The sequence below is a fragment of the Heliorestis acidaminivorans genome, assembly GCF_008933955.1.
Taxonomy (GTDB): Bacteria; Bacillota; Desulfitobacteriia; order Heliobacteriales; family Heliobacteriaceae; genus Heliorestis; species Heliorestis acidaminivorans.
The window spans coordinates 31210-54509 of the sequence record NZ_WBXO01000008.1 but is presented as its reverse complement, the minus strand read 5'-3'; the positions used below and the strand labels follow the sequence as shown (position 1 = coordinate 54509).

16 protein-coding genes are annotated in these 23300 nt (G+C 38.2%); 15 read left to right on the top strand and 1 reads right to left on the bottom strand.

Annotation, left to right across the window (positions count from 1 at the left end):
- Positions 1–4: 4 nt before the first annotated feature.
- On the bottom strand, positions 5–1645 hold the full coding sequence (locus tag F9B85_RS10410) for an adenylate/guanylate cyclase domain-containing protein (protein ID WP_151620652.1): 1641 nt from the start codon (positions 1643–1645) through the stop codon (positions 5–7).
- Between the two features lie 399 nt (positions 1646–2044).
- Here F9B85_RS10410 and F9B85_RS10405 point away from each other — a divergent pair, with 399 nt between their 5' ends.
- The 15 genes from F9B85_RS10405 (at position 2045) to F9B85_RS10335 (ending at position 23286) form a co-directional block, all read left to right on the top strand.
- Positions 2045–5572, top strand: a complete 3528-nt coding sequence (locus F9B85_RS10405; protein WP_151620650.1) for a hypothetical protein — start codon at positions 2045–2047, stop codon at positions 5570–5572.
- Between the two features lie 17 nt (positions 5573–5589).
- Positions 5590–6534, top strand: a complete 945-nt coding sequence (locus F9B85_RS10400) for a YbjN domain-containing protein (protein ID WP_151620648.1) — start codon at positions 5590–5592, stop codon at positions 6532–6534.
- Positions 6535–6928: 394 nt separating this feature from the next.
- Positions 6929–7966, top strand: coding sequence for a hypothetical protein (locus F9B85_RS10395; RefSeq protein WP_151620646.1), 1038 nt, complete (start codon positions 6929–6931; stop codon positions 7964–7966).
- A complete protein-coding gene (locus F9B85_RS10390) occupies positions 7967–9688 on the top strand; it encodes a phage tail sheath family protein (protein WP_151620644.1) in 1722 nt (573 codons plus the stop codon).
- Positions 9689–9723: 35 nt separating this feature from the next.
- Positions 9724–10161, top strand: coding sequence for a phage tail protein (locus tag F9B85_RS10385; RefSeq protein WP_151620642.1), 438 nt, complete (start codon positions 9724–9726; stop codon positions 10159–10161).
- Between the two features lie 186 nt (positions 10162–10347).
- Positions 10348–10713, top strand: coding sequence for a phage tail assembly protein (locus F9B85_RS10380; protein WP_151620640.1), 366 nt, complete (start codon positions 10348–10350; stop codon positions 10711–10713).
- Positions 10710–10895, top strand: a complete 186-nt coding sequence (locus tag F9B85_RS15045) for a DUF6760 family protein (RefSeq protein ID WP_151620782.1) — start codon at positions 10710–10712, stop codon at positions 10893–10895. The genes F9B85_RS10380 and F9B85_RS15045 overlap by 4 nt, the downstream gene beginning before the upstream one ends.
- A gap of 12 nt (positions 10896–10907) precedes the next feature.
- Positions 10908–11360, top strand: a complete 453-nt coding sequence (locus F9B85_RS10370; protein ID WP_151620638.1) for a phage tail protein — start codon at positions 10908–10910, stop codon at positions 11358–11360.
- Positions 11361–11366: 6 nt separating this feature from the next.
- Positions 11367–15242, top strand: a complete 3876-nt coding sequence (locus F9B85_RS10365) for a hypothetical protein (protein ID WP_151620636.1) — start codon at positions 11367–11369, stop codon at positions 15240–15242.
- A gap of 12 nt (positions 15243–15254) precedes the next feature.
- Positions 15255–15770, top strand: coding sequence for a CIS tube protein (locus F9B85_RS10360; RefSeq protein WP_151620634.1), 516 nt, complete (start codon positions 15255–15257; stop codon positions 15768–15770).
- A 15-nt stretch (positions 15771–15785) separates the two neighbouring features.
- Complete coding sequence (locus F9B85_RS10355; RefSeq protein ID WP_151620631.1) at positions 15786–16904, top strand: phage late control D family protein; 1119 nt, start codon at positions 15786–15788, stop codon at positions 16902–16904.
- A 5-nt stretch (positions 16905–16909) separates the two neighbouring features.
- The gene (locus tag F9B85_RS10350) at positions 16910–17659 is read left to right on the top strand and encodes a phage baseplate assembly protein V (RefSeq protein WP_243138156.1); all 750 of its coding nucleotides are present in this window, start codon (positions 16910–16912) and stop codon (positions 17657–17659) included.
- Between the two features lie 27 nt (positions 17660–17686).
- Positions 17687–18085, top strand: coding sequence for a GPW/gp25 family protein (locus tag F9B85_RS10345; protein ID WP_151620627.1), 399 nt, complete (start codon positions 17687–17689; stop codon positions 18083–18085).
- Between the two features lie 7 nt (positions 18086–18092).
- Positions 18093–21089 carry a baseplate J/gp47 family protein gene (locus F9B85_RS10340; protein WP_151620625.1) on the top strand — a complete coding sequence of 999 codons (2997 nt, stop codon included), beginning with the start codon at positions 18093–18095 and terminating at the stop codon, positions 21087–21089.
- Positions 21064–23286 carry a baseplate J/gp47 family protein gene (locus F9B85_RS10335; RefSeq protein ID WP_151620623.1) on the top strand — a complete coding sequence of 741 codons (2223 nt, stop codon included), beginning with the start codon at positions 21064–21066 and terminating at the stop codon, positions 23284–23286. Before F9B85_RS10340 ends, F9B85_RS10335 begins: the two co-directional genes overlap by 26 nt.
- The last annotated feature ends 14 nt before the right edge of the window (positions 23287–23300 follow it).

Here is a 23300-nt window from a genome sequence, read left to right as displayed (position 1 = left end):
CGATTTAAGCTTGATCTGATGCCGCTTCTAAAAGACCTTGGCAACGCTCGATCATAGCCTGCACAAGAGGGTCAGCTTCATTTAGAGATTGACAAATATAAAAATGCTCCAAAGCTAAAGACCATCTATGGTTAAAATAATGCTCCATCCCTTGGTTATAAGTTTCGCTAAATTCTAGAACTTCCCTTGATGCTCTATCTAATCTGTCTACAAGCTCATAAATAACCAAACCAGTATTTCTACCTTTAACAACAGCTTTATCGACGATGCGAGTCAACATGACATCTTTTACTTTGGCTTGTGTTACTTCACTGATAAGAATGAGAGTCCCGTAATGTTTATTCAACCCTTCCAAACGGCTGGCTACATTGGCTGGGTCACCAATCACAGTGTAATTTAAGCGATCTTCCGCTCCTATATTACCAACTAAGATCTCGCCTGTATGTATGCCTATACGTGTAACAAAGACATCTTCACCTCGAGAGCTCATTTCTGCATTAAAGTCTTGTAAAAATTGCTGGCACTCTAAGGCCGCTTCGCAGGCGAGTAAAGCATGGTTTTTCACCTCAAGAGGAGCACCCCAAAAAGCCATAATAGAATCGCCAATATACTTATCAATCGTACCTTCTTGTTTATGGATGATTTGCGTCAAATTAGTTAGATAAGTAACCATAGTATTACCTAATTTATCAAGAGGTGTTTTTTCTGAAATAGTTGTAAAATCAGCGATATCAGAAAAAAAGACCGTTAGTTCTTTCCGTTCCATAGCTAAGGTAGCTTCTTTTTCAAGATCTATTAATTGGCGAACTAAACTTGCCGGTACATATTTCTTAAAAGAGCGTAGTCCTTTTTTCATATTGTTTACAGAAGAATGAACGCTCCTCACTTCCTTGAAGATCGTATGCAACTGCAAATTTGTATCTAATTCCAAACGACGAATTCTATTTAGATCTTCTTCTAGAAGTTTCAGTGGCTTCGTTATTCGATTAGAAAACTGCATACCAATAAGGCTGACAATAATGCTCACTACGGCGCTTGTCAAAAAGATAAGGACTAACATGCTTCGTTCATACTCTACGACTTTTTGTGCAGACATATCAGCTCCGAGTATGGCTACCATTTGACCACTTGAATTAAATATAGGGGCATAGCCAGAAATCCAAGTTCCCCACTGATCGCTGTGGAAGGTATTTTCCACATAACTTCCCGTAGGGTTAGCGAAGATCTCTCTCAATAAATCTGTGGGGCTATCATACTCTTCTCCTATTAGACTCATTTCCCCAGGAGTATCTTCGGCATCAACAATGAATGCTAGCTTCTCTTCAGAAGTAAGGCGCATTGTATAGAGATAACGAATATCCAAAGAACTATCCCTTATTTCTTGTAGCTTTTTTTGAATAGCAAGATATTCAGGGCTATTAACTTGACTCTCATGGACCAGCAATTCAAATTCATCACCTTGAATTAATAAAGAACCAACAGACACAACATTGTGTAGCTGTTTCTGTAAATCTTCCCGCATTGTCTGCTTAACTGATGATGATATAATTATGCTCAGAGAAATGGATGTTACTAATACCAAAGTAATAAAAGCTGTAGCAATGCCAACTTCTAAGGAAATACAAAAACTTTCTCTTTTTTTCATCCTAACTCCCTCCCTAGCAAAATTCTATTCACCAAAAATCTACTCACTAAAAAAGCCCTCTCGATGTAATCAATCTGATCTACATGAGACGGCTTTTCTGCATTTTTCTCCGAGATTCCTCTTTTTCTAAAGTATTAATAAGCCTTTTGCAGAGGCTCATTAAAGAGAGAAGAAGTAGATAAAGTCAGAAATTGTTGAAAGATTAGAAAAACAACCCGTCATTTTGCAAGATTCGACAGTTCTAATAATTTTCCGATGGTATAATATCTAATAAGATAAAATTACCTTTTGAAAGCTTAGAATAGAAAATCAGATACATTAACAATACTTAGGCTAAAGAAAAAAGCCTTGTGACTTATGGAGCTTTCTCGACCACATGTCTTAGGGAGGGATAGGTGCATGGGAGATAGAGAACTCATACAAAAAGAGCTAAGCACTACAAAAGCCATAGATGCTTTTGGTAAAAGTAAAAGCAAAACTCTAGGTTTCTCTCAAGAAAGAATGAGCTCCGATCTACTTAGCTCAGAGCAAATCCTAGAATTACAACAAGCGATTGGCAACGGAGCAACGCTTCAACTTATCCAACAATTAGAAGATGAGCAAGAGCAAGATCAAGAGCATGAGAATGAGCGACTACAAGCAGAAGAGGATCTAGAAAACCTGCCTACGATCGAAGAGAGTCCAACAGAAGAAGTTAAAGAAAGTAACCAAAATATAAATGATCGAGTAATGCAACGTATAGAAAGTGGTAACAGTAATAACCCAGAAGGCGACATGTTACAACAATGGAAAGAGCTAGCCGTGAATGGTGTAGAACAAAGTAGTCCATCTAGTAAAAAAGTAGATAAGCAAAGCGGTACTAGTCTGAAAACTATCGAAGATATGTACAAGCAATATCGGGAGCTTAGAAACCAGGAAAATCAAAAGGACAACCTTGAATTAATTAATTATATTGACGAAATCATTGAACATATAGACTTATGGTGTGCGAACAATTTACATAGACCTTTTAGAATAAATGAGTTAGAAAAACAAAAGGATCTCTTGCTTCTTCATAAAGATAGGTATCGAGAAGAACTTTCCAAAGCTACTACAGTCGAACAAAATGATCAGGACATTAATAGCATTGGAGCAGATTCAAAAACTGAAACAGAACTTGATCAAGTAAATGACAATGAATATGACGATAACAGAAATGAAGATTATGACTACAACAATGCCGGCTATGGCTACGATTATTCCCAACCCTATAATTACAACTATGCTCAAGATCCTAGTTATTACGGGATAGATCCCAATCAATTCCAAGGTAACAATTACATGCCCTATAATTATATGCAGTATAACTACATGCCACATAATTACGTACAACCCAATTATTACGTACAGCAAAACTATCAGGTACAGCAAAACTATCAGGTACAGCCTAACAATTACGGTCAATTTTATAATACAACAGAACATCAAGGGGCTTTTAATCAGTTGCAACAACAAGATGGATTTAATGCAACAGGCTTATCTGCAGAGGCTGGACTTGTTGAGTATGATACCATTAATGCCACTGAATTCTGGGTGGAAATTATCGGCGAAGGTTATGAAAAGGAACTTAAAAAGTATAAAGAAGAGTCTAGTAAATTTGCTGGTAGACGTGGTAAAGGACTTCAGAATATCGACACTTTATATGAAAAATACTTAGAAGTTAAGTACTATAATGATGGGCAGATAAATGTACAAGAATTAGTCAAATATATTAATGAAATAACTCAATACATTGACCAATGGTGTAATAAGCATGCTTCGGATCATTCGCAAGCTAGTAGAATAAACGGCTTATTAAATCTCAAAGAAAGCTTACAGGAACAAAAGAATAGATTTGAAGAAGTCCTAAGAATAGGGCAAGCAAACAGTGGTGGCGAGGACTTTTTAGCAAGTGACAATGGAGAAGTAATAGATGACCAAACTAAATTTGGGAAAAAAGATAGTGAACAGAGTGTAGAAGATCGGCTCTTAGATAGTCGTGCAAAAGAACTGCTATTAGAGTGGAAATTGTATGCTCATGGACACAAGAAGTTAAGTGAAGAAGAAAAGAAAAACCTAATCAATGAAATTTATGCCAGAGGCCTTCAAACTGGAATACTTGATGAAAACTCACAAAAAGAGTTCGATAAATACAAAGACGCAACTAGTAAAACATTCGGAATTCGTGGTGCCGGTCTTCGAAATATTGACAACTTGTACAAGCAATATCTTGAAGTGAAAAACCAAAAAGGTGAAGAGCAAAACGCTCAGGCATTGCTTTTTTATGTTAATGAACTAACAAAATACATTGACTCCTATTGTGATTACCATAAACACGAAGCAACACAGCAATCAAGAATAGAAGCACTAGAAAGCCTTAAAGCCGACTTGCTTATCCAAAAAGAAAAGTTTGAAGAAACAATTAATAGTCGAGACATGGATAAAAAAGACGATGAAGTTCTCGATATTGGTGTAAAAAAGATAGAACTAGAAACAGAGAGTACAGAAGATTTATCCAAAACATTCAAATTATTAAAATCAAAAATAGATGAAAATTTGCCAGAAGCAGGTTCAGCGGCATCATTGACGTTAAAAGCCCATGTGCCCTGCGAGCCATCAGGGGTCGGCTATCTTGGTGGAGAAATGGCACTATCAGCAGAAAGAGGCATCGGCAAAAAGTCAAACTTATTGAGAGGTAGTCTAGAAGTAGATCTCGTAGGAGGGGCAAAAGTCGGCCCAAGTTCTATAGGTCAATTTATCGTCGGAGCAAAAATTGGAGGATATCTAGAGGCGCAAGGTGATAATAGTCAACAGATGCTAGAACTTATGAAGTATGGACTATACCAACGTTTTCGCTCCTCAAGAATCTTACCTGCTGAAGCCACGAACTATGCTTTCGGAGGAAGCTCAGGCTCACTAGGGTACTTAAGATCTGAGGAAATGGCGGCAACAATTGAAAGAGATATCTTCGCACCCTACTTGGAGAAAAAAACACAGCTGGTAGAAGAAATAAAGCAACTGAAAGATGCTAGAACAAGCAAAGGTAGCAAGAAAGATATTAACCATCTAACGACTGAAATTGAGCTAAAAGAGAAAGAACTTAAGGCTATAGAAAAAGACATTGAAGAACATTATGTAGAAACCGGTGGGGGTTTTGGGGCAAATAGTAGTGCTAAAGTTGGCTCAGGGCTATCTTTTGCACCAGAATTAGCCTTAGAAGCAAAAGCTTCCCTTACAAGCGGAATGAAAATTACAGCTACAGACGTAGAAAAAGCAAAAAATAGTCAATTCGGAAAAGTACGAAGTCGTCAAGAAAAAATGCAGGAACAGATGGGTAGTGCCATTAATAATAGAACCCTCAGTCTTGCTAGCACTATTGGTAACGCCTCTTTCGAAGCAATAAGCGACAAAAAAGATGGATGGCGAGTAGATATTAACGTTGAATTATTCAAGATTATTGAAATACTACGTGAAGTATCTGTAAAACTCATTAAATTCCACAAAGAAATCAAATCAGAAGAAGAGAATAAATTGTCAAAAGGCATGGTCACGGCACAATTAGGACAAAAACTTTTCTCATTGGCAAAATATATAGGCGAGGGAGACTACTTAGGAGAATTCAAAAATTACTTAAAACCGAAAGAAGAAAAAGCCGATAAGAGTCTATATGAGAGTGGTAAATCAAGAACATTAAAACTTACTTTTAAAGAAAACGATGGAGAGTTAGACGAAGAAACTGCTGGTAGTTCAAACTATATATTTAAAATAGCTTATGGTTCTGGTGATACTCATGAAATAGGTGACATTATTGAAGGTGAGATTCAGAATGATGAGCTACTCTACGACAGTATTTCGAAAAGTGTAAACGTAAAAGCGATTCGCAGGATTTTTGGTTATGATAAAAAATAAAACGAGGAGGTGCGCTGATGACTAAGATAAGCCTTTACGATCGAGAACAGCAAAAAATAACGGTAGCTCTTGAGAATATGGAAACCTCTTTTTCAGAAGGTAAGCTTTTAGCATTAAAAATAGATTTTAATGTAGACTACAATACTTACCTAGATCTTGAGTCAAAAGAACTACTTAATCTTAATAGATATTTACGAGGTCCTTTACTAGGAGGTAACTTTGATCCTGATAAAAGTGTGATCATTTCTGCAAGGTTGAATGCACAGTTTCTACAGGAGTTTCCAGAAAATTGCTCTAAAGCTAGTGATGTATTGAAATATCTAATCAGCCTATCACAAAGCAAGCCGGAGCATCTTCTCTTTAACACAGAAAATTGGTTTAGCCTTAACGTAAAACAGCACTTAGAAGTACCAGTAGAACTTCAAGGTGGTAACGTTTTATTTGGCTATAGCACTGCCTGGGCCTATGCAGAATATAACCCACGATCGCCCTATTGGGTAGCTCAGGATTACCAAGCAAGCTTGCAAGTAATCTGTGAATACTTGAAAAGCAATGAATATAACTTCAAAGTAATAGTCGATGAAGGTCATCCTGTCATAAGAGTTCAGCTAAATGGAAATGATTGCAACTGGGAAACCTTCATTCATCTTATCTCAGAGCCTAATGAGCGCTGTATCATCTTGTCTATATGCCCTGAAAAAGCGCAAGAAAAACAACTCTACGAGATAGTAAGTTTATTAATGACTATAAACTACACTTTAAGCTTTGGAAATTTTGAGTCTGACATAGATGACGGAGAAGTTCGTTTTAAAACTGCTTTAGACATTAACCATATAACATTTACACCAGATATTTTTGGTCAGTTATTTTATAACAATGTCGTAACAATGAACAAATACTTGCCTAGCATATTAAACGTAATAAAAAAAGATGCTGAAGCCACAGGGCCTTTTTGTGAGTAATTTGTCATTATGTCGAATTACAGATGTGAATTTAGGGGAAAAAAAGAGATGCAAATGATAATTAAAACAAGAATCGACAATTATTGCTAGTCACTAAGGAAATATGTTATGATTAATCAGAGGAGTTATTGTCTGCACAAAAGCTTCATGGCAATAACAAATTAGTAATAGAATTACATTTAGACAATTTAGAAAAGTATATAGGACTCTAAGCGTGTTAAGTAACGAATGAATACCTGAAGAAGCCTTTATGGAGCAACTAAAAGGTACAATTAACAAAAGATGTAATTAGACAGGCTTGGTCGACAGTTAGAGGGGTGAGAAGACTTGTACTTACAAGCTGTCTACATCCCTTTCTGTGTTTATGAAGATAGTTTAGAGGCAGGTGATGCCCTTGCACGAGTTGGATAAGCTACTCAAGATATTGGCAAAACACTCCCGCAATGACTCTCGTAACGATCTTGTTCACAAAACAAATGCCACCAAAAAAGAAGATCCTGGAGCTTTGTTGCTTATGCTACTGGACGATCAGGAATTAGAACAGGATAAACAACAAGCTAGTGAATTAGCAACTCCGATTCGTCGCAGGACAATAAATCAGCAAGAGCCCAACTATCTTTTGTCCTTACCAACGGGACAGATACATATAAGATATGATGAAGAAAGTCACAGTCGTAAGATGGTAACAACAGAGCGGCGGGAAGACAATAAAACAGAGCCTTTGCGTAGCGAACAGCAACGGGTGCACAGTGATAAAAGTAAACAAAAAAGATATGAAACCATGAAAACATATTCGCACAACTGGAATGATGGCGCTGTAGCCACGGCAGGCCCTTTGAATTCTGACAAAGCAACAAAAATAATCAAAAGATTTCTAAAAAAAGAAGAGGATGTCGGTAATCTAAGGCGCGTTGCTCCCTTTCTAGATCAGAAAAAAGAAGAGCAAGACGGAAGCCTTGCTAGAGAAGTCAAGAAAGAGATGAAGCTATCTTCTAGACTACGCACAAAAATAGATCAAAAGATTCACAGCACAGATCGCGTTATAGGACAAAAGAAAAGTAAAGAGCAAGAGTTTATCCAAAAAATAAAAATAGACTTTCAATTGCGCCAGTCAAAACCAGAGCAACCAACTTCTGACCAAACAAAACCTATAGAACCTACTTGGGATGAAAGAAAGCCTAGACGGCCATCACGAAATGACTTTTTTGATCTTATTATTAGGCGAAGAAAAAGAATACCTGAAGAAATTGATGCTTTCTTACCTAGACCAAGAAAAATTGATTTTAGCCAAGAAGTTCAAGAGGTCAAGATAGCCAAGAAAGCTTCACGCTCCAAGCATCTATTGAGTGCGATGAACCTTTTATTTATGGTATACAAAAGAAGAAAGAAGAAAAAAAAGAACCAAAAAATCAACAGAAAGGAGAGCAAGTAAATGGCAGAATATCTTTCTCCAGGTGTGTATGTTGAGGAGTTTGACAGTGCCTCTGTCCCCATGGAAGGTGTTAGCACCAGCACCACAGGTTTCGTTGGCTTAGCAGAGAGAGGACCTGTTGGCGGATTACCCACATTGATTACTAACTATAGTGAATTTACTAGAAAGTTTGGAGGTTTTCTGTCGGAGAGCCAGTTTGGCGAATATCGCTACTTAGGCTACGCTGTTCATCAGTACTTTGTTAACGGAGGTGCTCGTTGCTACATCTCTCGTGTTGTACCAGAAAACGCCAAGATTGCAACTTTTAGCCAAGAAGAAAGACTAAATTTTAATGTTCAAGCGAAAAATCCTGGTGCTTGGGGCAACAAGATAAATATAACTTTTGTTCCTGCCAGTAAAGCAAAAACTCAAGTATTGGAAGTAACTACTGTTGAAGGTGCTGGGAAAAAGTATAAAGTCAAGAACAGCGCTGGCTTTCAAGTAGGTGACGTTGTTGCTTTTACTGACGGCCAACAAAAGGAATATAACGTAGTAAAAGCTGTTGAAGAAGGTTTATTGCAATTTGAAGAAGACTTTGACGTTGATGTTATCGATACACAACTGTTACCTACCAAAGTCTTAGTAACCTGCGAGTTAAATGTAGAAGTGAAATGCTTAGACGTTATTGAAGCTTTTGATAATGTATCTTTCAACGTCAATGCATCTAACTTCATCAGTAACGTAATGTCCAAATCGGAATTAGTTGAAGTAACTGCTAGTACTGAACCTAGCAATATTCATCCTTATCAATTGTTATCAGGAGAAGATAGTGGCAAATACAGGATCATGTTAAGTGGCGGTAGCGACGGAACAATGGATCAAGTAGACAGCGCTGTTTTTGTTGGCTTTGACAAAGGACTAGGACAACGTACGGGCTTGCAATCTTTTGTTGACAATACAGAAGTAAGCATAATGGCCATTCCTGGAATTACAGATCCTAATGTTCAGTTGAGCCTCGTAGCACATTGCGAAAACTTAGGCAGTCGTTTTGCCATATTAGACTGCCCTCGAGAGAAGAAAACTGTTACTGACATAATGACACACAAGGACATAATTGACTCTCAATACGCGGCACTCTACCATCCTTGGATTATTACATACGATGCTTTGGCCAAGAAAAACTCAGCCATGCCTCCTTCAGGTGCAGTTGCAGGGATTTTTGCTCGCACCGATCAGGCTCGGGGAGTACACAAAGCTCCTGCTAATGAAACAGTTCGAGGATGCGTAGGACTAGATTGCCAATATAATGCGGGAGAACAAGGTATTCTTAATCCCAAAGGCGTTAACTTAATACGTTCCTTCCAAGGCCAAGGTATCAGAGTATGGGGTGCACGCACCTGCTCATCCAATAAGCTGTGGAAGTATATTAACGTTCGTCGTTTATTTATTTTCCTAGAAGAATCCATCAAAGCGAACACCAACTGGGTTGTCTTCGAACCAAATCAACAGATTCTGTGGGCTCGAGTCAAGCGAACTATTGATAACTTCCTGACTAACGTCTGGAGAAATGGAGCACTTGCTGGAGCTACCCCTGAAGAAGCCTTCTTTGTTGATATTGGCCACAATACGATGACACAGGACGACATAGACAATGGCCGATTGATTTGCGTCATTGGTGTTGCCGCCGTTACACCAGCAGAATTTGTCATCTTCCGCATTACTCAGAAAACGAACGAGCAATAGATAAGCAAACAACAGAAAGGAGAGCGTGATAATCAATGGCAGAACCGGCTTTAAGTCTTGTGCAAACTTATCGCTTTGCGGTATTAATTGAAAATGTTGACGTGGCCCATGTATCAGACGTATCAGGCATTGATATTTCCGTTGAAGTTCATGAATACAGAGAAGGAAGTTTTCCAGAAAACCATGTCAGGAAAATTCCTGGTCTCAGAAAGTTCGGCAATATCACACTAAAAGGCGGCGTCGTAAAAGACAATCACTCCTTCTATGATTGGATTCACCAAAATCCTCCTGAGCAAAAGAACGTAACTATTGAAGCACGAGATAGCGATATGACAACAGTTCTAGCGGCCTGGACTGCAGAAGGAGCTTTCCCAGTAAAGTACACTGGTCCAGAATTTAGTGGAACAAAATCGGACATTGCTTTTGAATCACTAGAATTGGCCATTCAAAAAATCTCCCGTAATGAAGCATAACCTTTGGAAGCATAACCATTGATTAGAGTCTTACTATGGTAACGAATAGAGCCTTGTCTGTGCAAAGACAAGTAGCATCAAAAAAATGAAAATGACTAGGGGAGAAGTGGGAGCTTGTTGTAAGTTGAAAGAACAAGCCTCTCACTTCCCCAATCTCTTATTGAATAGCAAATGGAGGAAAAAAAGATGTCCTTGCAGACTGAATTTCCTTTCGTACTACCGAAAGGCTATGTCGACAAAAGCGGAAACGTACATAGAAAAGGAATCATGCGCTTAGCCACAGCGGCCGACGAAATAATGCCACTAAAAGATATCAGAGTTCAACAAAATCAAAGTTATCTCAGCATCATGATTTTATCTAGAGTAATTACCGAATTAGGTGAATTAAAAAATATTGATGTCAGGGTTATAGAAAACCTTTTCACTCCTGATCTAGCTTACTTACAAGACTTTTACCAAAACATAAACCAAGTAGAACCACCAAAATATAAATTTAACTGCTCAAACTGCAATCAAGCTAACGAGGTAAGCCTTAATTTTTTCGAACCATAACATGTTATCCCCAAGATAGCATGTATGAAGAAATGTCTTTTATTGCCTATTATTTTCACTGGTCTCATGCAGAAATTATGAACCTTGATCATAGAACACGGCGCAGATGGTGTAATGAAATCACAAGAATCAACAAAAAACTTAACAACGAAACAGAAAAGAAATCAATATTTGATATTTAGTGGGTGCTTGCAATGACCATGACAAGTGGCTCAGAAATGAGATTAGGCAATCGCTTTATCTTTGAAATGGACGGTGTATTTAAGGGTGGCTTTTCCAAAGTAAAGCGTATAGAACGAAAAATTCCGCGGTTTACATATATGGAAGGTGGCCGCAACACTCATCCATTAATACTTGCTCAGCAACACACAGAACTGCAACAGCTAGTTCTAGAAAAAGGCTTCATTGAAAAGAACCCCATGCTCAAGTCAATGCATAACGAACTTGTAACACAAAAGCAGGTGTTTAGTTCTGGAACATTGATGGTCTTAGATGAGAGAGAAGAACCTGTACGTATATTCAGCTTTGACCTAGGTGTAGTAAGTGAATGGACTACATCAGACCTCGATTCAATCCATGCAGGTATTATCATAGACAGCATTACAGTACATCACACAGGCTTAGTGGAAGTTTTTAAGGACAGGTAAAATGATATGTTAGGGAATGGCAAAAAGCTAAAAATAGTCAGCAAGCCCTTGCCCCTCGTCAATCGCAATTTGCTAGATCCATCCCGTTACATAGCAAACAATCAGTATACAGCTGGTCCCGAGTTAGTTTACAGGTTGGAAGATAGAGCTGAACAGGAGCGAATATACCAGATCATTTTTAATTTGTTAATCCAGATTCGCTCCATCCACAACAACCGCAACACCCTTGCCCACACCTATAAGTCCATTCAAGAGGGCTTGATACAACAGCTCCAGCAACAGATGGAAAACAATAAGCTCTTGATTAAAGAATACGCACGCCTTAATGGGATAGAGCAAGAGATAGCAGTACTCTACGACAATATTCAGAGTAAACAACTTATCCCACAGACACCAACTATCAATAATATTTTGCCTCCGAAAAACCCACTTGCTCTTAAGATCCAAAGTACTCGGACTACTCAGAGAAACCAGAACTCTCAATATATACATAACAAAAGAATAATCCAACATTTTCAAAGCTTTATCGAGTCTTGGAAAGCTAACAGAATCATAGATAAAATTAATCAAGTACTATCTAACAAAACTGTGGAACAGCACCTCAGTCAGCTTGGCCAGCAAAAGGTAGAGCGCCAGCAAATAGTAGATCACTATCAAAAGGTAGAGCACCGGCAACAATCTTGGCCACAACAAAGGGTGAGGCTTCAACAAGGTATAGTGAGCCGAAGTTTGAACTATTACCAAGGGGTATGGAATCAAAAAAGCTTAAGTCATCAGCAAAAGCCAGAGCATCACCAAAAGTCAGAGTATCACCAAAAGATAGTGCGTCACTTAGGGCTAAAGTATCTTCAAGGGACAGTACGTCACCAAGATATGTTGTGTCATCGTAGTCTAGAGTCTCTCCAATTAGCTGGGCAAAAGCAACTTTTTTCTCCAAGAAAACTGTGGACAAGTTCGGTCAATCTAAACAAGCTCATAGTTAACGTAAAGAAAGCAGTTAACTCATCAATTTCAATGACCTTTAGAAAGGCCTTTAATGAGACCTTTTCAGAGACGGCAATTTTAGAAAAAAGAGCACTAGAAAAATCAATCATAGAAAAAGCAACTAATGATGAAGTTAAAGATAAAAACAAAGAACTAACTGATAATGGACTCGCGAATATAATCATCGATGGTATTATCAAAACCGTATACAGCTCTCCACCAAGTAATCGAGTTGCCATTAACCAAAGGGTTTTAAGCACTTTTTCAGAGCACATGCAAGCAACTGTTGTAACTAAGCTATCGACGTCCTTATCAAAAATACTTACTGACAAAATCTTTCCCTTAGCAGTTAACTTTGCTCGATATGATGGAATAGAGACAATAGTAGTACAAGAAAGCGCGAAAGCGGCTGAACATATCTCAAACCTTGTTCTGGAAAACTTGTCAGAAAACATAACAGAGGACTATGTCCATCAGGTTTCAGAAGAGCTTCTGTTAAAGTCTATTTCAGAAACAAGAAGGGACTTTTTTGCTAAAGAAATCGCCGAAGAGATCACAAAGAAACTCTCCCAAGAGCTTGCTGTAGAATTCATCCAAGAATGTTCAGAAAAATATTTTTACGAAGACAATGTAATAGAGAAGCTTTCTTCAGAATTCTACTCTGTTAATCAGACTTACTCAAGCAGGCAAAGCAACATAGCTGTCTTGCCTAATATGCTTAATACAGAACTGGTTTATGGCAGAGAAAGCAAGCAAGAATTCTTTAGGCCTTCCATGCAGACTTCGATGAGTACAATAACAAGAGAGTACTTGACCAGAAGTATAGAGCGAAAAATAGAATCAACAATGAGAAAAAAATGGGCTACAAGTCTGGAAACAGAGTTGACAAGCCTGTTTAACAGTACAGTTACCAATAAAATTACAGATAAAGTCACAGATAAAATCACTAATGGTATGGTGGATAGAATTATTCTCCAAAAGTCTGAAGCAATAGAAAGTATAGAGAACAATATAGTCCATCAAGATGTAAGGTCCTATGTAGCTAAGACCTTATTAAATACTTTATCAAACCAAAAAACTAGCACTATATCTAAGCTTATTGCCAAGAGAACGATTGATACAATACTGCAAGCTTCATCACGAAGCATCTCTAAGGAAAAAATCAACACAAAAGAAAAAATGACTTTTTATAATCTCGAAAAAGTCATTAGCGAAAATATCACCAAAACAATACAGAAAACTTATGCAGAAACGACGACGGATCTTAAGTTAAAAGCACTTACTACCCGTAGTATATCTGAATTGTTTAGCTCGGAGATAACAGAATTCATCGAAGAAACAGCAATAAGTCAACAGCAAAGTAGAGAACTACAGCAAATATTAACTAAAGAGCTTACTAAAGAGCTGGTTAAAGAGCGTGCCGAAAAACTATCAGAAGAAATTTCCGAAGAGTTACTAGAAGAGCTGTCCAAATCAACAGAAATTGCAGAAGAAATTAAAGCAATAACAGCAGAAGTATTAACAGAGAAAAACATAAACGATCTGCTCCAAACAGTACAGAGGGAGATAGAGACTAGTTCTACATATTACTCTGTAATAGGACAACAATGGATACGAAAGCAACTAAGGGATCAGCAGATCCAGGGACAGCATTTAACGGAACAAGAACTTATTGAACTAAAGCTAACAGAACCAAAGCTAACAGAAGAGCTATCAACTAAACAGTTACGAACTATACAAGCACTAACATGGTTAAACTCTTTTGAAAAATTATCAGCACTGTCTACAGTTAGTGGGACAACCTATCTTACTAAGAAGTTTGTTGAGAGTATCACTGATAAAATAACTGAGAGATATAAGGCTAAAGTTACGGAACAAGTTATAGACAAATTTACAGTTATAGACAAAGTAACTAATAAATTTACTAATAGATTCACTAACAAATTTATTCAAAAGGTCACTAATACAGTAACCGATAAAGTGACTACTGTACTAAAGGAAAAAGTAACTGATGCAGTAACTGATGTAATTCCAGAAGTTACATTACAGAAGGAAAAACTTCTCCCAACTAAAGCTTCCTATTTAAATAGCATAACAAACTCAAAAGCTATTACATCAATCTTAAATCGCCTTACTTTAATGAATGATATAGTAACTTCTAAGGTCATTACTGAGGCGATAACAAAAGCAAGTATAAAGACTTTAACCAATACTTTGTCTAGAGAGATAGTAGGTAAAAGAGGAATACTTTCCTTTCATAAAGATATTCTTCAGAACTCCTATGCTTCATATACCACCGATGCTCTAGGTACTACAACTTTTCTAAATACCAAGAATGTACTACACACGACAGATGTTCTACATATCAAGAATGCTCTACATACCAATAAAGTTCTACATACTACCATACTTAAAGAGCTAACAAGAAACCAGACAGATTATCAGAATAAGACGCTACTTAAGCAAGAAATAAAGCAGATGGTACTTCAGGGACAGAGCCTTATTAAAGTAGAACAGGTTAAGCAGAAGAGCTCTCAAACAGTGGAAAGCTTGCATAAACCTTTCAGCAAGGAAGAAATAACTCATCGGAGAGAAGCACAAGTAGCAACAGAAGTTCAAAGGAAAGAAGTAGGGCCGACCAATCAAGCTACCGATAGAACCCACGTAGGAGAAATTCCTGTAGAGTATATTGACAGTGAAGAACCAATTTTAGCTACAGGAACAACCCATACATTAGTTAGTCAATCAAACGAAGAAATGGTCAACGAGCTTAGCGACAAAATACTGGAAAAAATCGAAACAAACCCTATCTTTTCTATTTCCACAATTGCGGAGCAAGTATATGACAAAATCGAAAAAAAATTAACTAGTGAGCGCAGAAGAAGAGGGCTACTCTAAGGAGCGAAAGCTATGCTGAACCATGGTGGTCCCGATAAAGCAAAGATAAAGATACTAACATTATCAGAATACAGCAATACAGTTAGTCAAATATCAATGAGTCAAGGAGAAATACTAACGGTACAGATCAATCCCAATAAGCTAACTATCACAGATGGTGTAAGTTACGGGGAAAGTGTAGATTTATTTAAGAGAAAGCCAAGAACACTCCCTACAGAGCAATACTTATCACATCAGGCGAGAGAGCTTAAAGTTGAACTTCTTTTTGACACCTATACAAGTCCAAAAACAGAAGATGAAAAAGAAGATGTAAAAAAAGTATACATAAACAAATTCACCAAGTTATTGACTAACAATGATGCTAGAAAGCCACCACGGGTATTTTTTTCTTGGGGCTCTATTCAGTTTATGGGACTCGTTACAAACCTAACTTATACCTATACCATGTTTACCAGATCTGGAAAACCGGTAAGAGCAACAATGGATTTGACCTTGAAAGAGTTTGATTTTCAAGTCGGCACCAGATAAGCAGGTGGGAGTAAAGTGGCCAAGCATAGCTACAATAGTTTGCAAAAAAAGTACCAGGGATTTATCGTTCCAACTCACAATGTATTAATTAATAAGAGCGATAAACTGTGCCAAGATCCTTCCTTGCATATTAGCATGATTCAAGTCGAGCTTACTGCTGGTTACGAGGCTAGTGCTTGTACTCTGCTTATCGAGGATGGGATGGTAGTTAACGAAAAAAAGAAGTCCTGGGAAGTAAATCAGACTATCCAAGACCTATTGAAGCTTGGACATCCCCTGGAGGTATCCTTAGGCTATTCTCAAGAAGTAACAGAAGTGTTCAAAGGTATCATTACCAATATTCAAATAGAGTACAGCCTTAATCAAGGATTTCAGTTCTACGTCGAAGCAATGGATGTAAAAAGGCTAATGATGAATAACTATCATTCTTGCCAACCTCGTAAAGATCTGAAAAAACACAGTGATGCTGTAAAAGAAATACTGAAAAAGTACGCCAAGCATATAGACGCTCAAGTAGTTAGCGATACAGAAGAACGTACATTGGCTATTGAACAACATAATCAAAGTGACTATGACTTCCTAGTGACCTTAGCTAAGCGGGTAAACCATGCCTTTTATATCATTAATAATCAACTGTATTTTGAACCATATGGCAAAGATAGCAATCCCTTAGTAGAGCTACAAGCTGAGCATCTTCATGCTTTTAAGAGAGAAATATCCTTGTCTGATCAACTCTATGAAGTAACAGTACGAGCAAATGACGAATCAGATCCCAAAAAATCTTTTGAATATACAACACAATCTTGCAAAACGATCGGAAAAGGAAAAAAAAGTAGCAATGATATTGCAACTATGATGAAACAAATTGCTAAGAAAACCATAATAGATCCGTCCATTAGCTCCGTCAAAGAAGCGAAGGTCAGGGCTGAAGCAGAACTTTTCAAGCACACAATAAAGTTTGCTCAGGGGAAATTTCAAACCATTGGTTTGCCAGAAATCACTCCCGGAAAGATGATGACTGTTAAAGGCTTTGGCGCTGACTATGACAATGATTATTACATCAAGAAAGTTCTGCACCAATACGATCAACGCGGATTCATCACCAAAGGTGAACTGGGAGTGAATAAGATTTGAGCATCATGGATCTTTTATATAACGATGATGAACAGACAGAAAAGACAAGGACTTTTCCTGGTGTTACAGTAGCTATTGTGACTGATATTAACGATCCAGAAAAAAGAGGTAGAGTCAAAGTCAAGATTGTCAATCGCGACTCTTCCGACTATGAGACTGACTACATAAGAGTTATGACACCCATGACAGGTAAACAGTGGGGGAGTTTTTTCTTTCCTGAAGTAGGCGATGAAGTATTAATCGCCTTCAATCAAGGTGATATTAATCGCCCTTACGTTTTAGGCTCTCTATGGAACAAAGAATACAAACCGCCCACTACCATAGAGAACCAAAAAAATGACCTGCGTATGATTAGAACTCGAAGCGGTCATGAACTTATTTTTAACGACGAAAAAAGCAAAGAAAGTATACTAATTAAGACGCCTAAAGCATTATCTATCTCTCTCAACGATGATAAAGAAACGATAGTAATTAAAGACAAAGCAGGCAAGAACATAATGACTATCGATTCCAAAAATGGACAAATAACAGTTACAGCGAATAAGAAAATGACACTGCAATCTGGTAAATCCAACGTCATCTTAGATGCCCAAAAAGACAGTTTGAATATAGAAAGTAGTTCCTCTATCCAGATCAAGTCGCAACAAATTAGCATTCGAGCGGCATCAACTTTGGAGTTAAAAGCAGGCAGTTCTTTGTCCGTCAAATGCGATGGACCAACAACAGTCAAAGGCGCTACCGTAAAAATTAATTAACTTCAAAAAAACGGGAGTCTGAACATCATGACAAGAGGCTGGAAATTTCCTGTAGAAATCGATCCACAGACAGGTAAATTTAAGATGGTGGAAGACGATCAGGATATTCGCGAATCAATTCAGCTTATCCTGACAACACGGATTGGAGAGCGCATAGGCAATCCCCACTTTGGTAGTAATGTCTTTGAGTTTTTATTTACCACCATCAACTATACGGAGTTAAAAGAGTTAGAATATGAAATCATTCAGGCACTAAACCGTTGGGAACCTCGAATAAGAGACCTAGAAGTAGATGCTTCTGCTGATCCAACTAATAAGGGCAAGATCAATATTGTGATTCAATACCGAACAGAACAATCCATAATACCTGAAGAGATGGCTTTTGATTTTGAGGTAAATGAAGGAATGAATATCCGAACAGGATGATGCATTAATGGAATATCCAGTGATTGATCGAAGAGACAAAAAAATAATCAAAGAGCAGATTCAGACACTGGCTTCTGTTTATGTACCTGAATGGAATATTAACCAGGATGGATCAGACGTAGGAAGTGCCTTGGTAGACTTATTTGCCACCATGTTTTCAGATACTGTTGAAAGCTTAAACCGTCAGCCTTTTGCTAATTATGTACAGTTTCTAAACTGTATTCGCGTTAAACTCTCACCAGGTACACCAGCTAAAGGAATGGTGACCGTACTGCTCAACGAGGGTACTGAGCCAGGTGTCTACATAAAAAAAGGAACACAACTATATGTAGACAAAGGAGATAAGGACGGTCAAATTCTATACGAAACCCAGCATGATTGCTTTGCTGTTGATAACCAGGTTACTCATATTTTTTGCGCAGACGGATTCAAAAACATAATTACCAAGCCCTTTGATTATCAAGAATCAATAGATTTACCAATACACCTATTCAATGACATAAAATATAAAAATCTACAAATACATAGGGTCTATATGGCCAGCGAAGACTTACTAAATATCCGTCAAGGAGCTCAATTAGAGATAGAATTACAACATAAAGTGCGAAGAACTCAGGTACAAGACATGGCAGAACAACTAGCTGATCCAAGTTACTTTCGGTGGACGATCTTAACAGATCAGGGTTGGAAAACAATCTCGGAAGTAAAGGCTTCTGGGAATAGAGTTCTACTCACGATAAATGAGAAATTTCCAGTCTGTAATTTTGAAGAGGAAGAAAGTAGATGGCTTAGTTGTCAATTCATCTCAGACAGTGATATACCTGAGATTTGGGTTGAAGATTTTCGCCTAGCTTTACGAGCCGAAGAAGTTCAGCCTGAGATACTTATATATAACGATCTTGAGCTAAGAAACCATAATATCCTGCCTTTTGGAGAAAACTTCACTGTTTATGATGACTTTTACATAGGTTGCGAGGAAGTCTTAACCAAAAAAGGCTCTTCCGTTACGATGAACTTTCGTCTGACTACCAAGCGATTCCGACCTACCAACCCTTTTGAACAGGAAATTGAATGGAAAATGGTTATGAATGAGAAAGACTTCAAAAAAGAAGATCCTTTCGAAATAACCATTGAAGAAGTTCTCTGGGAATATTGGAATGGTGACGGTTGGGCAAGGCTTTTCTTTGACGAAAAAGCAGAGACTATGTTTAGCCATAAGTATGAAGAAGTGCAGAATATTCAGGTTACCTTTACTTGCCCAGAAGATACTGCATTAGGATATATTAATGCTCATCATAATTACTGGATTAGGGCACGAATTCGCAAAGTACAAAATGCCTATAAACAAAACGTAATATATCAAAGCCCTCTTATTGAATCTCTAACCTTCTCATACCAATACGATCAGGCTAGTAGCTCTTTTGATCATCTAGTAATAGAACGAGATCTTAAAGCTAGTAAAGTTTCCTTTGAAGAGCATAAAGAAGTTGCACTATTTCAGCAACAGAAACCATTAGAAATGGCTACTTACTTTTGTTTGAAAAATCCTTTGCAAGGTGGCCCTATAACTCTCTACTTTGCCCTAAACAAACAAAAAGAGAGATCAGACTTACCTTTGCGCTGGGAATATCTTGGCCTTCAAGGTGGGGAACAGCAGTGGTTGCCTCTAAAACTTTCTGATGAGACTAATATGCTTAGCCAAAGCGGAATTGTCATGCTGACAGGCAAAAGCAATGCTGTACGTTCTACTTTTTTTGCTCAACAAGGCTACTGGATTCGGCTAGTCTGTCAAGAAGATTTAATTTCTAGTCGAGAAAAGATAGATCTACCAGAACTACAAGGTTTTCACTTTAACACTATAAAAATCAGACAGCAAGAAACACACTTGGTCGAATATTTTTCCATAGAACCACATGAAGCAGGTAAATCATGCGACTTGCTGGGAGAAAACATACTTTGGCATGAAGTATGGATAGATGAAGAGAAAAGCTTAACAGAACAAGAATGGTTGCAATTAATCGAAGAAGGTAAGTACCAGACCCAAGAAGAGCGTGATGATGCAGGGCGAATCATTCGCCGATGGATTAAGTGGAAGCCTGTAGAAGACGTCCTAATGGCTGAAGCAGAAGAGCGCTCTTACATGGTCGATGAGTACTATGGCCGTGTTTTTTTTGGTAACGATATCAATGGCCGAATTCCCCCAGCTGGGACAGGCGACACGATTCGCATCTTCTATAGAACAAGCAAAGGGGAACAAGGCAATCTAAAAGCTGGTGAGCTAAACTCATTTGCCGACGCTGTCCCTTATGTAAATCAAGTATATAATGTAGAACCTGTACTTGGCGGAACTAACAAAGAGTCCTTAGAAAAGCTCAAAAGAGGGCCCTCTTTGTTAAGTCATCGCCACTCAGCTGTAACCATGGATGACTTTACTAATCTAGTAAAAGAAGCAGACCGAAATATTGTAAAAGTACGTTGTTTGCGCCATCAAAATCAGCAAGGATTAAGAGAGATAGGCGCAATGACCATAGCTGTTTTACCAGTTTTCTACAATAAGGGAATCACTTATTTTGAAACAATTCGCAATCGCGTGTTGGAAATGGTCAAAAGCCAAGGCCTAGCAACAATCAGCTATAGCAACAAACTTTATATTGTAGAAACGAAGTACTTAGAAATCAATATGGAAGTGAAAGTAGTTGTAGCAGACTATAATGACTACCACAGTGTCTTGCAAGAAGTGGAGAAGAATCTTAAAGCTTTTCTAGATCCGATTCAGGGTAATCATGATGGAAAAGGATGGAGTATCGGAGAATACCCGAACAGAGAGAAGCTTTATCACGTTATAAAACAACAAAAAAAGATTCGCAGAGTTGATGGAATTACAATTACATCTAACCTAATGTCTCCTGAAGGTAAAGAAGCAGTAGACCTTAATAATAAAGAATTATTTGCATTGTCTGTACCTATCGGTGGAGACATTGTCATCGATATTGCAGTGGGGTGAACAAAAAGTGTTAGAGTTGCCAGGTAAGGAGCTAAAAAGCCGGGAAAAGATGATAGCTGAAGCTATAAAACAACTGAAAAATCAATACCCGGAGTGGACAGATTATGCGCCTCATGATCCTGGTATAACTTTGTTAGAACTGTTCGCTCAGTTGCAAATGGAGCAACAGGAGCGCATCCATGCTGTAGTCGATGAGAACAAACCTTTCTATCTAGATTTACTCCAATTTCCTCCTTTACCAGTACGTCCTGCAGAAACAGAAGTTATCTTTGCTACTTCTGCAGGGACACAGGTGCTACCAGCAAGATGCAAGATCAAGGCACAGGACATGATCTTTGAGACAGAAGATAGACTCGTTATTTTAGATAATCAGCTGAATTTTGTGCTTAGTGAAAGTAAAAAACAACATCAAATACTGTTGCAAGATTCAACCATAGACTGGTATCGCGATTGGAACATATTTGGAGAACAACCAGAGCCAGGGAATGCACTATATCTTGGCTTTGACAATCCTTTTCCAAAGGATATAGCAATTCATATGAAGTGGAACTTCATCGAGGAAAGTGCAATCAAGCGTAACCCTATTGGAGAAGAAGACTCTTTTCACCCTTTAGTGAAACTAGCTTGGGAATATTATGGCCTAGAGGAAGGAAAGAAAGGCTGGCATCGACTTGAAGTGGTGAAGGATACCACAAGGGATTTCTTATATAGCGGTTTTATAACATTAATACATAAAGGTCAACAGCTTCCTGTAGAAGATAATATTTTTGGCTCTTATAGTGGCTACGCTTTGCGTTGTCTCATAGTTGAAGGCTCCTATGATTTACCGCCACGAGTAAAGCGCATATACCTGAACAGCGTACCAATTTTACAAAAGCAGACCTTAGTTGAGAGTCGGACTTTTGCAAGAGAAGAGATAGAGGATCAGCAGATAGAGCTTGATTCGTGGCTCGCCTATTACGGCCACAAATCTCTTTTTGTTCGCCACCAAAAAGGATGGTTAGAATGGCAAGAAGGCCTTCAATATATTACGGACTATGATAAACAGCAGAAGATCTGTCGAATCAAGTTGCTTAAACCATTGCCAGTAGAAGCAGGAGCTTATGACGAAGCTTTGATCAAAGTAGTGGCCTGGGAAAAAGAAGTATTGCGACAGCGTTTAACTAGCAGTAGTGCAGGCTGGATTCACCAGCACATCCACACGGAATTAGGCAACATTACGGACGAAGATTTTAGTTTAATGGTAGCTGTTGAGCAAACTGATGGTACTTTACTTTGGCAAGATTGGCATCAAGTAGAGAAGCTCCAGCGTGCGACTGCTGAAGAGCTATGTTACGAACTTGATGGTCCTTCGGGGACAATTATCTTTGGAGATAACCGTAGAGGAAGTGTACCTGCTAAAGGAAAGAATAACATCCTGATAACAGACTGTACTCTGACACGAGGAAGCCGTGGCAACATACATAGCGCCCAGATCGAAAAAATAGAAGAAGCCCAAGGTGATTATGAAGGCATCGATGTGCATCATCTTGTGCCCGCAACAGGTGGCAGAGACAAAGAAAGCATTCTGCAGAGAGAGTCAAGAATGCTTAAAGATCTTAACACAGAGTATCGTGCTGTCGGGATTGAAGACTATGCGCGCATAGTTACAGAGACTCCAGGCTTGATGATCGACACTGTGAAAGTACTTCCCCTCTATCGACCAGGCCTCAAGAAATATCCAGAACAGAAAGCAGAAAACTGCGTTACAGTCGTTATCGAACCTTATAGCAAAACAGGTCAAGGCAAATTATCTATAGCGTACAAAAAGAACATTTATACACATTTAGAAAAGTATAGACCGATAACAACAAAAATCTACGTTGTAGAACCCCTTTATGTTGGCTTAGAAATTCACGGCGAAATAGTCATCAAAGCTAATTACAGCAATGCGCGACAAGAGATTAATCAATGCATTCAAAAGTTTATTTCATTGACAGACAAAAAAGAAGACTGTCAAGTTATTTTGAACTTTGGCGACTTATACGGATCCATTGAACTTTTAACTTGTGTATCCCAGGTACGACATTTAGGAGTCGAACCTGTAGGTTATAGAATTAGCAAGACTCGGACAGGCGATATCGCCATACCTGCTAACAGCCGGTTCTTTGTTTCCAAAACTGACTTGACACTAGTTCACAGTGTGCAGGAATGGTGAGGAGAGTGTAGCTT

Bases quoted from the DNA above. Each gene is read 5' to 3' on its own strand.
- F9B85_RS10365 (WP_151620636.1), top strand. From the start codon at position 11,367: ATGTTAGGGAATGGCAAAAAGCTAAAAATAGTCAGCAAGCCCTTGCCC.
- F9B85_RS10370 (WP_151620638.1), top strand. From the start codon at position 10,908: ATGACCATGACAAGTGGCTCAGAAATGAGATTAGGCAATCGCTTTATC.
- F9B85_RS10390 (WP_151620644.1), top strand. From the start codon at position 7,967: ATGGCAGAATATCTTTCTCCAGGTGTGTATGTTGAGGAGTTTGACAGT.
- F9B85_RS10380 (WP_151620640.1), top strand. From the start codon at position 10,348: ATGTCCTTGCAGACTGAATTTCCTTTCGTACTACCGAAAGGCTATGTC.
- F9B85_RS10350 (WP_243138156.1), top strand. From the start codon at position 16,910: ATGGATCTTTTATATAACGATGATGAACAGACAGAAAAGACAAGGACT.
- F9B85_RS10345 (WP_151620627.1), top strand. From the start codon at position 17,687: ATGACAAGAGGCTGGAAATTTCCTGTAGAAATCGATCCACAGACAGGT.
- F9B85_RS10340 (WP_151620625.1), top strand. From the start codon at position 18,093: ATGGAATATCCAGTGATTGATCGAAGAGACAAAAAAATAATCAAAGAG.
- F9B85_RS10400 (WP_151620648.1), top strand. From the start codon at position 5,590: ATGACTAAGATAAGCCTTTACGATCGAGAACAGCAAAAAATAACGGTA.
- F9B85_RS10385 (WP_151620642.1), top strand. From the start codon at position 9,724: ATGGCAGAACCGGCTTTAAGTCTTGTGCAAACTTATCGCTTTGCGGTA.
- F9B85_RS10360 (WP_151620634.1), top strand. From the start codon at position 15,255: ATGCTGAACCATGGTGGTCCCGATAAAGCAAAGATAAAGATACTAACA.
- F9B85_RS10405 (WP_151620650.1), top strand. From the start codon at position 2,045: ATGGGAGATAGAGAACTCATACAAAAAGAGCTAAGCACTACAAAAGCC.
- F9B85_RS10410 (WP_151620652.1), bottom strand. From the start codon at position 1,645: ATGAAAAAAAGAGAAAGTTTTTGTATTTCCTTAGAAGTTGGCATTGCT.